We start from the raw sequence: 13,750 nt of genomic DNA, 5'->3' as shown, positions 1-13,750 counted from the left end.
GGAGGTTCCCCGACCCGGGTGTTCGTGCACCCGGGTCGGGAAGATCACATCATCAGCCCAGGCGCTCGACGAGCGCGTGGTACTGGTCCCACAGCTCCTTGGGAGTGTGGTCGCCGTAGGTGTTCAGGTGCTCGGGGACCAGGGCGGCCTCCTCGCGCCAGACCTCCTTGTCGACGGTGAGGAGGAAGTCGAGGTCCGCGGCCGGGAGGTCCAGGCCGTCGAGGTCGAGGGAGTCCTTGGTCGGCAGGATGCCGATGGGGGTCTCGACGCCTTCGGCGGTGCCGTCGAGGCGGCCGACGATCCACTTCAGGACGCGGCTGTTCTCGCCGAAGCCGGGCCACACGAACTTGCCCGCGTCGTTCTTGCGGAACCAGTTCACGTAGTAGATCTTCGGGAGCTTGGCGGCGTCCGCGGAGGCGCCGACCTTGACCCAGTGGGCCATGTAGTCGCCCATGTTGTAGCCGCAGAACGGCAGCATGGCGAAGGGGTCGCGGCGCAGCTCGCCGACCTTGCCCTCGGCGGCGGCGGTCTTCTCGGAGGCGATGTTCGAGCCGATGAAGACGCCGTGGTTCCAGTCGAAGGACTCGGTGACCAGCGGCACGGCGGAGGCGCGGCGGCCGCCGAAGAGGATCGCGGAGATCGGGACGCCCTTGGGGTCCTCCCACTCGGGGGCGATCGTCGGGCACTGGGAGGCCGGGACGGCGAAGCGGGCGTTGGGGTGGGCGGCGGGGGTCTCCGAGTCCGGAGTCCAGTCGTTGCCCTTCCAGTCGATGAGGTGCGCGGGCGCCTCTTCGGTCATGCCCTCCCACCACACGTCGCCGTCGTCGGTGAGCGCGACGTTGGTGAAGACGGTGTTCGCGTACATCGTCTTCATGGCGTTGGCGTTGGTGTGCTCGCCGGTGCCGGGGGCGACGCCGAAGAAGCCGGCCTCGGGGTTGATCGCGTAGAGGCGGCCGTCCTCGCCGAAACGCATCCAGGCGATGTCGTCGCCGATGGTCTCGACCGTCCAGCCGGGGATCGTGGGCTCCAGCATGGCGAGGTTGGTCTTGCCACAGGCGGACGGGAACGCGGCCGCAATGTACTTCGGGGTGGCCTCCGTCTCGCCCTCGCCCTGCGGCGGGGTGAGCTTGAGGATCAGCATGTGCTCGGCGAGCCAGCCCTCGTCACGCGCCATGACGGAGGCGATGCGCAGCGCGTAGCACTTCTTGCCGAGCAGGGCGTTGCCGCCGTAGCCGGAGCCGAAGGACCAGATCTCGCGGGTCTCGGGGAAGTGCGAGATGTACTTGGTGGTGTTGCACGGCCACGGGACGTCGGCCTGGCCCTCGGCGAGCGGAGCGCCGAGGGTGTGGACGGCCTTGACGAAGAAGCCGTCGGTGCCGAGCTCGTCGAGGACGGGCTTGCCCATGCGGGTCATGGTGCGCATGGCGACCGCGACGTAGGCGGAGTCGGTGATCTCGACGCCGATCGCGGAGAGCTCGGAGCCGAGGGGGCCCATGCAGAAGGGGACGACGTACATCGTCCGGCCCTTCATGGAGCCGCGGAAGATGCCCTGCTCCCCCGCGAAGATCTCCTTCATCTCGGAAGGAGCCTTCCAGTGGTTCGTGGGGCCCGCGTCCTCTTCCTTCTCGGAGCAGATGAAGGTCCGGTCCTCGACGCGCGCGACGTCGGACGGGTCGGAGGCGGCGTAGTACGAGTTCGGGCGCTTGGCCGGGTCGAGCTTCTTGAAGGTGCCCTTCGCGACGAGCTCCTCGCACAGGAGCTCGTACTCGGCCTCGGAGCCGTCGCACCAGACGATGCGGTCCGGCTGGGTGAGGGCTGCGATCTCGTCCACCCAGGAGATCAGCTCCTGGTGGTTCGTCGGGACGGAAGAGGTGGGAGCCGCGTTGTCGCGCGCCACGATTGCTCCTTGTTGAGGGGTTTGTTTGGTGTATGCCCCGTGGGGGCCGCGACCCGGACGCTTCGCGCTCCGCTCATCCGGTGTCGACCGCACTCATCTGATCATCCGGTGCGTGTGCGCATATGTCCAGGGGGCCTCTCACGTGAGCATCGCCACGTCCGTCAATCTTCCGTAAAGAGGACTAACCGAAACCTACGGACCCGTAGGTAGCATGTGGACCATGACTTCTGACGCCGCCGCCGCACCGGCCGAGCCGGAGGCCAAGCCGCTCATGCGCGGCTGGCTGCACACCGGGATGTTCCCCGCCGTGGTGGTCGCGGGCCTGGTGCTGATGGCCTTCACCGACTCGACCCGGGCACGCGTGGCCTGCGGGGTCTACGTCCTCACGGCCTGCCTGCTCTTCGGCGTCAGCGCGGTCTACCACCGCGGCACCTGGGGCCCGCGCGGCGAGGCGATCCTGCGCCGCCTCGACCACGCCAACATCTTCCTGATCATCGCGGGCACCTACACCCCGCTGACCGTCCTGCTGCTCCCGCCCTCCACCGGGCGGACCCTGCTGTGGGCGGTGTGGATCGCGGCCGCCGCCGGCATCGCCTTCCGCGTCTTCTGGGTCGGCGCCCCGCGCTGGCTCTACACCCCCTGCTACATAGCCATGGGCTGGGCGGCGGTCTTCTTCCTGCCCGACTTCATGCGGACCGGCGGCATCGCCGTCCTGGTCCTGGTGATCGTCGGCGGACTGCTGTACAGCGTGGGAGGGGTCATCTACGGGATGAAGCGACCCAACCCCTCCCCACGCTTCTTCGGCTTCCACGAGGTCTTCCACTCGCTGACCCTCGCGGCCTTCGTCGCGCACTACGTCGGCATCTCGCTCGCCGCGTACGCGCACTGATCTCCTAGCAGGCGTACCCGTCCCGGTCGGGGTCCAGGCGCAGCGGGTCGCTGCCGTTGACCTTCATGCGCTTCGGGTACTGGTGGGCGGCCAGCCAGTCGCAGCGGGCCTTCGTGGTCTCCTTCACCTCCGCCGGGAAACGGGTCGGCACGCACAGGTTGACCGTGCCGTAGTGGCGGTCGCAGCCCGCCACGCTGGGCGCTACCGGGACCGAATCCCGCTTGGCCCCCTCTTTATCGGACACAGTCTCCTTGGCGGGGCCCAGCTTGTCCGCGAAATTGTGCTCGTGCGCCGAGGGCTGCTCCTCGGCGGCGGCGGCCAGGGCCGGGGCCCCGCCCAGGTGCACCCACTGCGCGATCGACGGGATGCCGTTCGCGTCGACCGCGAAGAGCATGTACCAGCCGGGCGGCGCCAGGTTCGGGTTGCTGGTGACGTTGAGGTCGACGGTGGTGTTGTTGACGACCGTCATCGGCAGGTCCACGAACCGCTGGTTCGGGTCCGAGGAGTGGGTGACCGCCGCCGGACGGATCAGCTCCGCCTTGGCGATCGGCCGGTTAACGGTGATCCGCTGCGTGTCCCCGTACACCCACTGCGCGTCGATCACCGAGGTGATCTGCGGGCGCGCCCCCTTGAAGAGGTAGGGCGGGGTGTAGATCGACACGTTGTGGTTGTAGGTGCCGTTGCCCGGGTTGTCGCCGACCGACATGACGCGGCCGTCGGGCAGCAGGAACGCTCCGGAGTGGTACGTCCGCGGGATCGGGTCGGCGGCCAGGCCCGCCTGGTAGGTGTTGGTCGCCGGGTCGAAGAACGAGGCCTCGTACACCGGGTCGGCCCGGTCGTGCAGGCCGCCGCCCGTCTCCAGCACCTTGCCGTCGGGCAGCAGCACGGCGGACACGTACATCTTGCCCTCGGCGCCGGTCTGCGGCCGCTTGCCCGTACCGGTGTCGACCAGGCCCTGCGGGAGGTCCGGGCCGGCCGTGTAGGCGGGGCTCGGCTTCTTCAGGTCGATGATGTCGGTGATGCGGTTCGCGGCCGGGTTGGTCTCGTTGTTGCCGCCGCCGATGGTCAGGACCCGCTGGTCCTGCGCCGGGGGCAGCAGCACGCTCGCCGACTCGTCGCGCTCGTCCTTCTTCCGCAGTCCGGGCACGTCGGTGATGGTGTTGGCGTCGTAGTCGTAGATCGAGGAGCCGGAGCCGGCGGTGTTGTTGCCGAAGGTGTGACTGCCCGAGTAGAAGAGCCTCCCGTCCTGCATGAGGATCATCGACGGGTACAGGCCCCAGTAGGACCAGGTCTGGTTGACCTCGTTCATCGGCAGCCACTTGTTCTGCGCCGCCGAGAACTTCTCCGCGGTCACGTTGCCGGTCGAGTCCTCCTTCAGACCGCCGAAGGAGATCACGTCACCGTTGCCGAGGATCGTCGCCGACGGGTACCAGTGCCCGCCGTTCATGTCGTTGGTCTTCGTGTACTGCTCGGTCGCCGGGTCGAAGACGTAACTGTCCTTCAGCCCCTGGTAGCCGATCTTGCCGTCGGCGGACGGATAGCCCTTGTTGCCGCTCATCACCAGCACCCGGCCGTCCGCCAGCTGCACGTGGCCCGAGCAGAACATGTCCACCGGCGTGGGGATCGTCTTGAAGGAGCCGTTCGCCGGGTCGTAGACGGCCGAGGTGAAGGTACCCGCGTTGAACTGGGCGATGTCGTTGCCCGAACCCGCGATCAGCAGCACCTTGCCGTTCTTCAGGACCACGGCGTGCATCGAACGCACCGGGTTCTTGGCGGGGATCACCTCCCACTTGCCCTTGGCGCACTCCTCGGCCGTGCCCGAGCAGGTGGGCTGCGGCGGGACCGCCCCCACCTCCTGCAGCGCGTAGTCGTCGGTGGTGAGCGTGCCCACCCCGTAGACCGACAGCCCCCACGCGATCTTGTCGGTGCCCGGCGGGACGGCCGGCGTACGCACCTCCGTGCGCGCCCACGCGGCGCTGACCGGCGGATTCTGCAGGTCGGTCCAGTACTGCCAGGTCCCCGTCGTGGCCTCCCGGCGGAACACCGTCACCGAGACGTCCGGGGTGTTCGACTTGTACCAGGCGGACAGGTCGTACTGCTTGCCCGGCGTGACCGCCGGGGCGCAGGTGGTGTTCTCGGTGACCAGGGCCTTGCGGTCACCGTCCACGCGGCGGGTGAGCGAGACCTTCATCGCCTTGGTGCCGCTGTGCGCGTCGGCGACGGTCGTGAAGGTGAAGTCGTTGTCGCCCCAGCCCGATTTGGACCAGCAGGACGGCATGTCGGCGCCGGGCGCGCCGGCGGTCTCGAAACCGGGATTGGTGAGCAGATTGGGCGGTCCGGCCGTGGCCTGCTGCGGTGCGGTGAGCAGCAGGCCCGCGGTCATCGCCCCGACGGCCAGCAGGGCGGCCCGCCGCCCGGCCTTCCGCCGGATCTTCAGTCGCATCGAAAGGTTCCCTTCTGTGCGGCTCAACTCTTGGGAGTGCGCCCGGCGTTGTGCACCTTGCGCTCCTTGTTCCCCTTGCGTGGCAGGTAGACGAGCGCCTCGGTGGCCGCGAACCGCAGGACGAAGGTGGTGACCAGCGCCAGCGCGGTGGCGGGCAGCACCGCCATCCCGAACTTGGCGACGAACACGGCGATGAGCGGGATCCGCAGCAGCAGATCGGCATTGGCGAGCAGCGCGAAGCGCCCGACCCGGTCCGCCCAGTGCCGGTGCCGGCGCCGGTCGCGGAAGAGCAGGGTCTCGATGAGGAGGAAGTTCCACAGCACCCCGGCCTGGTTCGCGACGATCTCCGCCGGGAGGTAGTGCATCCCGGCGTGCGTGAGCAGCCACAGCGCGGCCAGGTTCGGTACGAAACCGGAGAGCCCGATCAGCCCGAAGCCGATCATCCGGGCCAGCGGGGCCGCGGAGCGCAGCGCGGCCAGGTGGGTCAGGAAGCGCATGCCCTCGCGGGCGGTGGACTTGGACTCGCCGGAGTAGCGGTCCTGGAAGACGAACGGGATCTCGGCGACCTTCGCCGGGCGGCAGCGCACGGCCAGCTCCAGCAGGATCTTGTAGCCCAGCGGCTTGAGCGCTTCCGCCGTGACCGCCGAGCGGCGCATCGCGAAGAAGCCGCTCATCGGGTCGCTGATCCCGCGCAGGGCGCGCGGGAAGAGCCCCTTGGTCAGCCAGGTCGCACCGCGCGAGACGGCGATCCGGTAGCTGCCGGCGAGCCCGGCCCGGCTGCCGCCGCTGATGTAGCGGGAGGCGACGACGAGGTCGGCGCCGGTGCGCTCGCCCTCGCCGACGAGCTCGGGCACCAGGTGGGGCGGGTGCTGGAGGTCGGCGTCCATGACGACGATCCAGTCGGTGTCCGCCCGCCTGATCCCTTCGACGACCGCTCCGCCGAGGCCGCCCTCGGCCACCTCCCGGTGCAGGACCGCCACGGGAAAGGGGTGGTCCCCGGCCGCCTTCTCGATGACGGCCGGGGTGTCGTCCGTGGAGTCGTCCACGAACAGCACCGCGCAGGGCAGCTGCTCGGGGAGCGCGTCACCGAGCCTGCGCAGCAACTCGCCGATGTTCCCCGCCTCGTTGAAGGTCGGGATGATGAGGGTGACGCTGCCGGTCATAGCCTGCGGAGCGGTCAATTCCGCATCGATCGGGGCAGGGAGGGACCACAGGTCCTCGCTCATGGCGGATCAGCTCCCACTCTCGCGGTCGGTCCGGCGTATCTCGATGCGGTCCTCACCGGAGCCGAAGACGGCGACCGCCGTCGAGTGCTCCAGCGCGGCCTTCACGTTCGGCAGGTCCACCGCGTCCCGGCGCACCGTGGGCGAGGAGACCACGTAGTCGATGTCCCGCCAGCCGCCCGGCAGGGTCTTGGTGACGGCTGGGTCGAGATCGGCCTTGTAGAACCAGATCGCACCGAGCCCGGGCTCGAAGCCCCGGTGGACGGCGTCCAGCCACAGCGCGTCGTCGAGCAGGACCCGGGTCTTGCCCGGCTCGGCGACCTCGCTCCCCAGCCAGGCCGCGGCCTGCCGGTACGGGGCGTTCGCGTCGACCGTGAGCGCGGTGCGGTTGCCCTCGTACCAGCGCGGCAGCACGTACACCGCGGCGGCCGCGGCCAGTACGCAGACCAGGACCCGGCGCGCCCACACCAGCTGCCGGCGCTCCCCGGCCGAACGGCGGCGGCGCAGCACGGCGTGCGTGATGCTGGCCGCGCCGCCCGCGAGGACCAGCGCCAGGAACGGCAGCGCCTGGATCACGTACATCGCCGGGAGGTAGCCGGAGGGCCGCATCGCGACGAGGCCCAGGATCACGGCGGCCAGCGCGGGCCCGGCGAGCGCGCGGGCGGTGACCGACCACCGTACGGTGACCAGCAGCAGGACGGCGCCGGCCAGCCCGCCGAGCGGCAGGACGGTGTCGTAGTAGAGCCAGGACCGGAAGACCCCGTTCGAACCGGAGCCCGGGGTGAGGATGAAGCCGGAGCCCGGACGGCTCATCTGGTAGGTGATGCCGTCGACAAGCGAGACGTGGCCGGAGCCGGGCAGCAGCTCGCTGTTGAGCAGCGCGAACAACGGATACGCCAGCCCTATCAGCGCGCAGGCGGTGATGGCTCCGGTGACGGCGAACTTGCGGGTGTCGCGGTGGCTGTGGCGCCACATGGTCACCAGCAGCGCCGGGAGCACCACCAGCATCGTCTCCTTGGTCAGGACGGCGGTCGCGGCCGCCAGTCCGGACCCGAAGTGGTGCCACAGGTGGCGGCTGGGCGACGCGGCGAGGCAGAAGGCCAGCAGCATCCACATCACGGCGAGGTTGTCGAGGAAGATCTCCCGCTGGAGCACGACGGACAGCGGCGACAGCCCGAAGAGGGCCATCGCGAGTCCGGCGGCCCAGCGCGGCAGCCACAGCCGGCGCGCGAGGACGTAGATCAGGACCGAGCTCGCGGCCGAGACCGCGAGCATCGAGAACCGCATCGGCGCGACGGTCATCCAGTCGGGCACGAAGAGGGACGGCAGGTAGGTCAGGCCCGCGATCTGGATCCAGCCGAGCGGCGGGTGGTCGTACCAGTACGTGTAGTGGGCGAGGCCGTCGCCCTGCTGGACCGCCCACGCCTGGGCGAGGTAGGTGCCCTCGTCATCGCTGAGGGTGGGGAAGTTGGTGATGTTCCAGCCCTGGACTAGGACGATCACCAGCAGCAGGGCCCCGCACAGGAGCAGGTCGGGGCGGGAGCTGCGGAATCGGACCAGCGGTCTGGCGGGCGCGGGCGGGCGGACGCCGAGTCCGCCGGAGCCTTCGCCCGGCAGGGGCCGGACGGGCAGGAGCTGCGCCTCGGTGGCGGTGGCCGTGGCGGTCGCGGACTGGGGATCAGTGGCCGTGGGCAGGGTGGCGGTCACTGGTGGCTGTCCTCTCGGATCGCGGAGGCGGAGGAGGTGGCGGCGGCCGGGGCGGCGGCGGTGGCCGTCGTCAGGTGGGCGCCGGTGTGGCTGGTCAGTTCCCACTCGTTGCGGCCGCGCTGCTCGCGCCAGACGGCGCGGATCGCGGCGCCGGCGAGCATCACCTGGTAGAAGGGGCCGCCGACCACGAGCTTGACGTAGTGCACGAAGCGGACGCGCAGCCCGTACTGGCGGCCGAAGTCGTGCAGGCCGACGATCTCGAAGACGAAGGTCACCATCGCCGTGATCATGGGGAGGAAGGTGATGATCGCGATGCCGACCGGAACGTCGAGGAAGACCGCGACGGCGAAGTTGACCGGGATGATCACCCCGGAGGCGGCCTGCATGAACGGGGTCATCAGCGTGTAGCGGGCCAGCCAGCGCTGCCCGCGGCCGGGCAGCTGCTGCCAGTCCTTCTTCCGGTACACCTGGAGGAAGCCCTGGTTCCAGCGGGTCCGCTGCTTGAGCAGGCTCATCAGCGAGCCGGGCGTCTCCTCGCGCGTGACCATGTCGGAGTCGTACGCGACGACCACCTTCTTGCCGACCGACGACAGCCGCACCCCGAGGTCGCAGTCCTCGGCGAGGCAGTTCTGGTCCCAGCCGCCCGCCTCGCGCAGCACCTCGGTGCGGACGAAGACGGTGTTGCCGCCGAGCGGGATGAAGCCCTTCTCGGCGTGCAGGTGCAGCCGGGAGCGGAACCAGAAGAAGTACTCCAGGCAGTTGCGCAGGCTGTACCAGCTGGAGTGGAAGTTGATGAGCTGGACCCCGCCCTGGACCACGTCGGCGCCGGTGGCGCGGAAGGCGTGGTCGACGTGGGCGAGCAGCTCGGGATGGACCTGGTCCTCGGCGTCGAAGACCCCGACGATGTCGCCCCGGCAGTGCGGCAGGGCGGTGTTGAGTGCCTTCGGCTTGTTCTTGGTCTCGTGGTGGTCGACGACGACGCGTACGAGGCCGGGCGCCCGTTCGGCGGCGCGGGCGGCCGCGCGCTCGGCCACGGCGGCGGTCTCGGGGTCGTCGTGCCCGACGATCACGATGATCTCGTAGTCGTGGTGGCTCGACTCCAGCAGCCGGTCGATGGTGTGCTCCAGGACCGCCTGCTCGTGGCGGGCCGGCAGCAGCAGGGAGAAGGCCAGCCGGCCGCCCCCGTCAGGGCGGTCGAACCGGGTGGACGCCAGCGTCTCGGGCGTCCGCCACGCGTGCATCTGCCACCACAGCGTGAAGGCCGCGATCCCGAAGAGCGCGAGCGAAATCATGGAAATGAACACAGAGGTGTACAAACGTCCCCCCACAGACGTGCCGCAACCCCGAGCGGCGAACCGTGAAACCCCCTGGAGGCTCACGGCGGGCCCCCCGGCCCGCCGTCCTCCGCTTCCCCCCTGCGCACCCCCCAGCGCGCCGTGTCGATGTGTCGATGACTCCCGAACGACACGAGACTAGGCATCGGGAATGAAAGTCAGGAGCCGTCCCGATAAAAACTGTGTTTCTGAACAAAAGTCCGAGCAACCGGAATTGACGGTACTCCGGTCGGTTCAGGGACGAACCGCACCCAACTGCTCCGCCAGCTCGACCGGATCTGTCGTAGGCCGCGTGCAGACGAAATGTCGACACACATACGCCGTCGGAAGGTCGCGTACGAGTGTGCGCTCGGCCAGAAGGGGGAACTCGCCCCCGCTCCCGTCCGCCGCACGCGGCATGCCCGTCGCCACGACAGCACCGGGAGCCGTCCCCAGCAACGCCGTTCGGTGCAGCAGGACCCGGGCCGGGTCCTCCGGATGACCGACCACCGCCACCTCGCGCGGACCGTCGAGGAGCGCCTCCGCGACCGCCAGCCCGTGCCCGATGAACCGCGGGGCACGCGGCCCGAGGGCGTGCACCACCCCCAGCGCCCGCTCGGCCGCCGTCCGGTGCGCCTCGGAGCCGGTGTGCGCGGCGTACGAGAGCAGCGCTCCGGCGGCCGCGGTCCAGCCGGAGGGAGCGGCGTTGTCAGTCGGGTCCTGGGGCCGCCTGATCAGCTTCTCGGCATCGTGCGCGGTGTCGTAGAGGGATCCGTCCTCGGCGGTGAACCGGTCCAGCACGAGATCGACCAGGAACCCGGCGAACTCCAGCCACACCCCCTCCCCGGTGACGGAGGCCAGGGTCAGGAACCCCTCGGCGACGTCCCCGTAGTCCTCCAGCACCCCGGCATTCGCCCCGACCTGACCGTCCTTGCTGGTCCGCGCCAGCCGGGCCCGCCCGTCCATGTGCACACGGACGAGCAGATCGGCGGCCTCGGTGGCCCGCTCGACGAGATCCGGCCGCTCGAAGAAGGCCCCGCACTCGGCGAGGGCGGCGATGGCCAGCCCGTTCCACGCGGCGACGACCTTGTCGTCCCGCCCGGGCGCGGGCCGCGCCTCCCGCGCGGCGAGCAGCCGCGCCCGGATCGACGCGATCCGCCCGGCGTCCGCCGCCGGCCCGTCCTGGGGCAGCTGCAGCACGGACTTCCCGTGCTCGAAAGTCCCCTCCTCGGTCACCCCGAAGCAGGCGACGGCCAGCTCCCCGTCGTCCTCCCCCAGCACCTCCCGCAGCTGGGCGGGGGTCCACGCGTAGTACGCCCCCTCGACGTGCTCGCCGCTCAGCGGATCCTCACTGTCGGCATCGAGCGCGGAGGCGAAACCACCCTGCTCGGTCCGCAGCTCCCGCACCATGAAGTCAGCGGTCTCCAGCGCCACGCGCCGCGCCAGATCCGACCCTGTGGCCCGCCACAGATGCGCGTACACCCGGCACAGCAGAGCATTGTCGTACAACATCTTCTCGAAGTGGGGTACCAAAGATCCATTGGGACGCGCGCGGAGCACGTAACGATGGAACCCGCCCCCCACCTGGTCGAACAGGCTGGACCGCACCATGGCCTCGCAGGCGCCTTCCGCCATCTCGCGAGCGCCCTCGGAGCCGGTCCGTGCATGGTGGCGGAGGAGGAACTCCACGACCATGCTCGGCGGAAACTTCGTGTCGCCTCCCCCGAACCAGCCGCTCACCGGGTCATAATCGCGGGTCAACTGGAGCAGGGCGTTGCCCTGGGACTCGGCGGTCGGCAGACCCTTACCCCCTGCCCCGAGTGCACGGTCGGCCAGGTCGCGGGTGATCTTCCGCGCGACCTCTGCCACCTCCTCAGGCCGGCCGACCCAGGCGGTCCGCACGCCTTCGAGGACCTGCATGAAGGCGGGCATCCCGTGCCGGGTCTCGGGCGGGAAGTAGGTGCCGAAGTAGAACGGCTCTCCTTCAGCCGTCATGAAGACGGACATCGGCCAACCGCCCTGCCCGGTCGCCGCCTGCACCGCCTCCATGTAGACGGCATCGACGTCCGGCCGCTCCTCCCGGTCCACCTTGATGTTCACAAAGTGCTCGTTCATATAGGCGGCCGTCAGCTCGTCCTCGAAGGACTCGTGCGCCATGACATGACACCAGTGACAGGAGCTATAGCCAACGCTCAGGAACACGGGCACATTGCGCCGGCGGGCCTCCTCGAACGCCGCCGGCTCCCACGGCCACCAGTCCACAGGATTGTCCGCATGCTGGAGAAGGTACGGGGACGTGGCGTGCGCAAGTCGGTTGGGCATACCCCCATCCTTGCGCACCCACCGAAGCGCCGCCCACATGCCACGAGGGGACAGAATCGGCAGAGCGAAGCGCTGATCATCTCGTGCCCCGCCAGCTGCCGTGGGGGTGGTTCCGAAGCTCCACATCTCGTCACTTCATCACCAGGCGGAAGGCGCGGCCCCCACGGCCCCGCATTGGCCATCTCAGACTTCGGCAGCTCCCCTCTACGAGAGCCAGTCGAACTCAAGTCGTTCAAGAATCGGCGTGGGGTCCCCCTGCCGTACTGCCGGCCTGACCGTGATCCCCTTCTTCCCAAGAGCGCACTTCAAGAGCATGCGCTTGTCCGCCATGTCAGCCTCCCCCCACGCTTCCCGCAGATTCTCGATCTGCATGAGGGGGGTGAGGTCGGCTTCAACGTGCAGGACTTCCAGAGTGGCGGTCGTGCTCTCGATGACGGCGCGCTGCCCATCACTCAGTTCCTCGAAGCGCTCTTCGTCCATCTTCCCGAACACGTAGAAGTCCTCTTCGAGCTTCTTCACGCGTTTCTGGGCGGCTTCAAGCGCCTTCTGAGCCTCTTCCTTCCTCGCCTGCGTCTCAGGGTCCGCGAAGGCGAGCCACCGGCGGGCTATCTCCGTGATCACCGGGTCATCCGGCTCAAGCGCGGTGATGTGGTTGACCCACGCCTGCCCAACCGCGTGGTCGATACGATCGGCGAGCGTCACAACGCCCTCACAGATGGACTTGCCACGTGTTTGCCGGACCTCGCACCGGTAGCGCCCTCCGCGGTGACTCATCGAGCCACCACACCGCTCAAGCTCCCCCGTGCCGTTCTTGTCTCGCATCCGGCCGCACCGGTAGCTGCCCGTGCCCAGGTACTTCGCCTCCGGCTTCCCCTTCGCCCAACGGTCATCGGTCCGCTCGGCAATGAGTGCCTTGATTCTGAACCACTCCGCGGGGGTCACGACTCCCTCGCCACACATGATGATCTCGCCCCCTTCATTGCGCAGGGGCTCTCCGTAACCCTCCCAACTGTCCAGGGGATTGCCATGCTCGTCCGTCTTGCGTCGCCGGACCGGGGCCATGCCCGCGAACAGCGGGGACTGCGCGAGCTTACTCACGGCCGTGGGTGACCAGGTGGCCCCGCTACGGGTTCGGTGGCCCTCCTCATTGAGCTTGTGGGCCGTGTCCTTGGTGGTCTTCTTGTCGAGCAACAGATCCGCGAGCCGACGCGCGGTCTCGTACTCGTCCCTGTGGTGTTCGACCGTGCCACTTCCTGGAGCGCTATAGAGCCCGAACGGCGGTCTACCCGTTCCGCGTCGCCCCTCTGCCTTGTGCGAGTCGTGGCCGATCTTCACGCGCTTCGCGATGTCCTTCGCCTCCTCCCTGGCGCGCTCGCTCAGGATGGCGAAGACCATGCGCCCGCCCCTGGACGAGTCCAGCCCCTCGGAAACAGACACGAGTCGGGATTGCCGGCGGTCGAACTCGTCGAGCATCCGACCGACAGCCCCCATGCCCCGACGGTCGAAGCGGTCCGTCTTCCACACCCCGAGCGTCTTGGACCTGCCGTCCATGACTGCTTGCGTGGCCTTCTCGAACTCCTGCCGTCGTACGTAGGCCTTGGACGCTGAGAGCTGTTCGAACCAGACATGCCGGATCTGGAGCCCGTCCGCCTGCGCCCAGCGCACCAGGTCACGCAGATGCCCCCGGAGGGTGGCCAGGTCTTCCTTCTTGTTGCTGCGTCGCAGGTAGGCATCCATCAGCCCGGACGGATCCGCCGTTACGGGCTTGTCCAGCCCCATGGCTTCCAGTTCCTCTTGACTGAGCCCCAACCCGACCAGCGTCGCGTGATCCTCGCGCACCTCAACCCCCTTCGCTTTCAAGCAAAAGGGTACGGAAGGAATGGACCTTAGACGTTTACTTTCTCGAAGTGCGGCACGATCCACTCGCGATCCACGGAGTACCGCGCGAACCCGCCC

Annotated in this window: 8 protein-coding genes; 1 reads left to right on the top strand and 7 read right to left on the bottom strand. The window is 69.1% G+C overall.

What is annotated here, in order from left to right; all coding sequences use genetic code 11:
* Positions 1-52: 52 nt before the first annotated feature.
* The gene (locus tag ACGFYU_RS22575; protein ID WP_393829099.1) at positions 53-1,897 is read right to left on the bottom strand and encodes a phosphoenolpyruvate carboxykinase (GTP); all 1,845 of its coding nucleotides are present in this window, start codon (positions 1,895-1,897) and stop codon (positions 53-55) included.
* A 211-nt stretch (positions 1,898-2,108) separates the two neighbouring features.
* On the opposite strand from ACGFYU_RS22575, the gene ACGFYU_RS22570 reads away from it, so the two are divergent.
* Entirely contained in the window at positions 2,109-2,786 is a 678-nt protein-coding gene (locus ACGFYU_RS22570; RefSeq protein ID WP_393829098.1) for a hemolysin III family protein, read from the top strand.
* 4 nt (positions 2,787-2,790) lie between these two features.
* Here ACGFYU_RS22570 and ACGFYU_RS22565 read toward each other — a convergent pair whose 3' ends face one another.
* From ACGFYU_RS22565 to ACGFYU_RS22540, 6 genes are all read right to left on the bottom strand, one after another.
* Positions 2,791-5,229: a galactose oxidase-like domain-containing protein gene (locus ACGFYU_RS22565; protein ID WP_393829097.1), complete on the bottom strand. Its 2,439-nt coding sequence runs from the start codon at positions 5,227-5,229 to the stop codon at positions 2,791-2,793.
* A gap of 23 nt (positions 5,230-5,252) precedes the next feature.
* The gene (locus ACGFYU_RS22560; RefSeq protein ID WP_393829204.1) at positions 5,253-6,392 is read right to left on the bottom strand and encodes a glycosyltransferase; all 1,140 of its coding nucleotides are present in this window, start codon (positions 6,390-6,392) and stop codon (positions 5,253-5,255) included.
* 69 nt (positions 6,393-6,461) lie between these two features.
* Complete coding sequence (locus ACGFYU_RS22555; protein WP_393829096.1) at positions 6,462-8,159, bottom strand: ArnT family glycosyltransferase; 1,698 nt, start codon at positions 8,157-8,159, stop codon at positions 6,462-6,464.
* The gene (locus ACGFYU_RS22550) at positions 8,156-9,475 is read right to left on the bottom strand and encodes a glycosyltransferase (RefSeq protein WP_393829095.1); all 1,320 of its coding nucleotides are present in this window, start codon (positions 9,473-9,475) and stop codon (positions 8,156-8,158) included. The genes ACGFYU_RS22555 and ACGFYU_RS22550 overlap by 4 nt, the downstream gene beginning before the upstream one ends.
* Before the next feature lie 252 nt (positions 9,476-9,727).
* Positions 9,728-11,794, bottom strand: a complete 2,067-nt coding sequence (locus ACGFYU_RS22545; RefSeq protein ID WP_393829094.1) for a thioredoxin domain-containing protein — start codon at positions 11,792-11,794, stop codon at positions 9,728-9,730.
* A 204-nt stretch (positions 11,795-11,998) separates the two neighbouring features.
* Positions 11,999-13,633, bottom strand: coding sequence for a recombinase family protein (locus ACGFYU_RS22540; RefSeq protein WP_393829093.1), 1,635 nt, complete (start codon positions 13,631-13,633; stop codon positions 11,999-12,001).
* Positions 13,634-13,750 lie beyond the last annotated feature (117 nt).

This window comes from Streptomyces sp. NPDC048337 (assembly GCF_043201175.1).
Lineage (GTDB): Bacteria > Actinomycetota > Actinomycetes > Streptomycetales > Streptomycetaceae > Streptomyces.
Note: the sequence above shows the minus strand (reverse complement) of the source record. Positions and strands in the feature narration are given on the sequence as shown.

Excerpts from the sequence above, each read along its gene's own strand:
- ACGFYU_RS22560 (WP_393829204.1), bottom strand. The coding sequence starts at position 6,392 with ATGACCGGCAGCGTCACCCTCATCATCCCGACCTTCAACGAGGCGGGG.
- ACGFYU_RS22565 (WP_393829097.1), bottom strand. The coding sequence starts at position 5,229 with ATGCGACTGAAGATCCGGCGGAAGGCCGGGCGGCGGGCCGCCCTGCTG.
- ACGFYU_RS22570 (WP_393829098.1), top strand. The coding sequence starts at position 2,109 with ATGTGGACCATGACTTCTGACGCCGCCGCCGCACCGGCCGAGCCGGAG.
- ACGFYU_RS22545 (WP_393829094.1), bottom strand. The coding sequence starts at position 11,794 with ATGCCCAACCGACTTGCGCACGCCACGTCCCCGTACCTTCTCCAGCAT.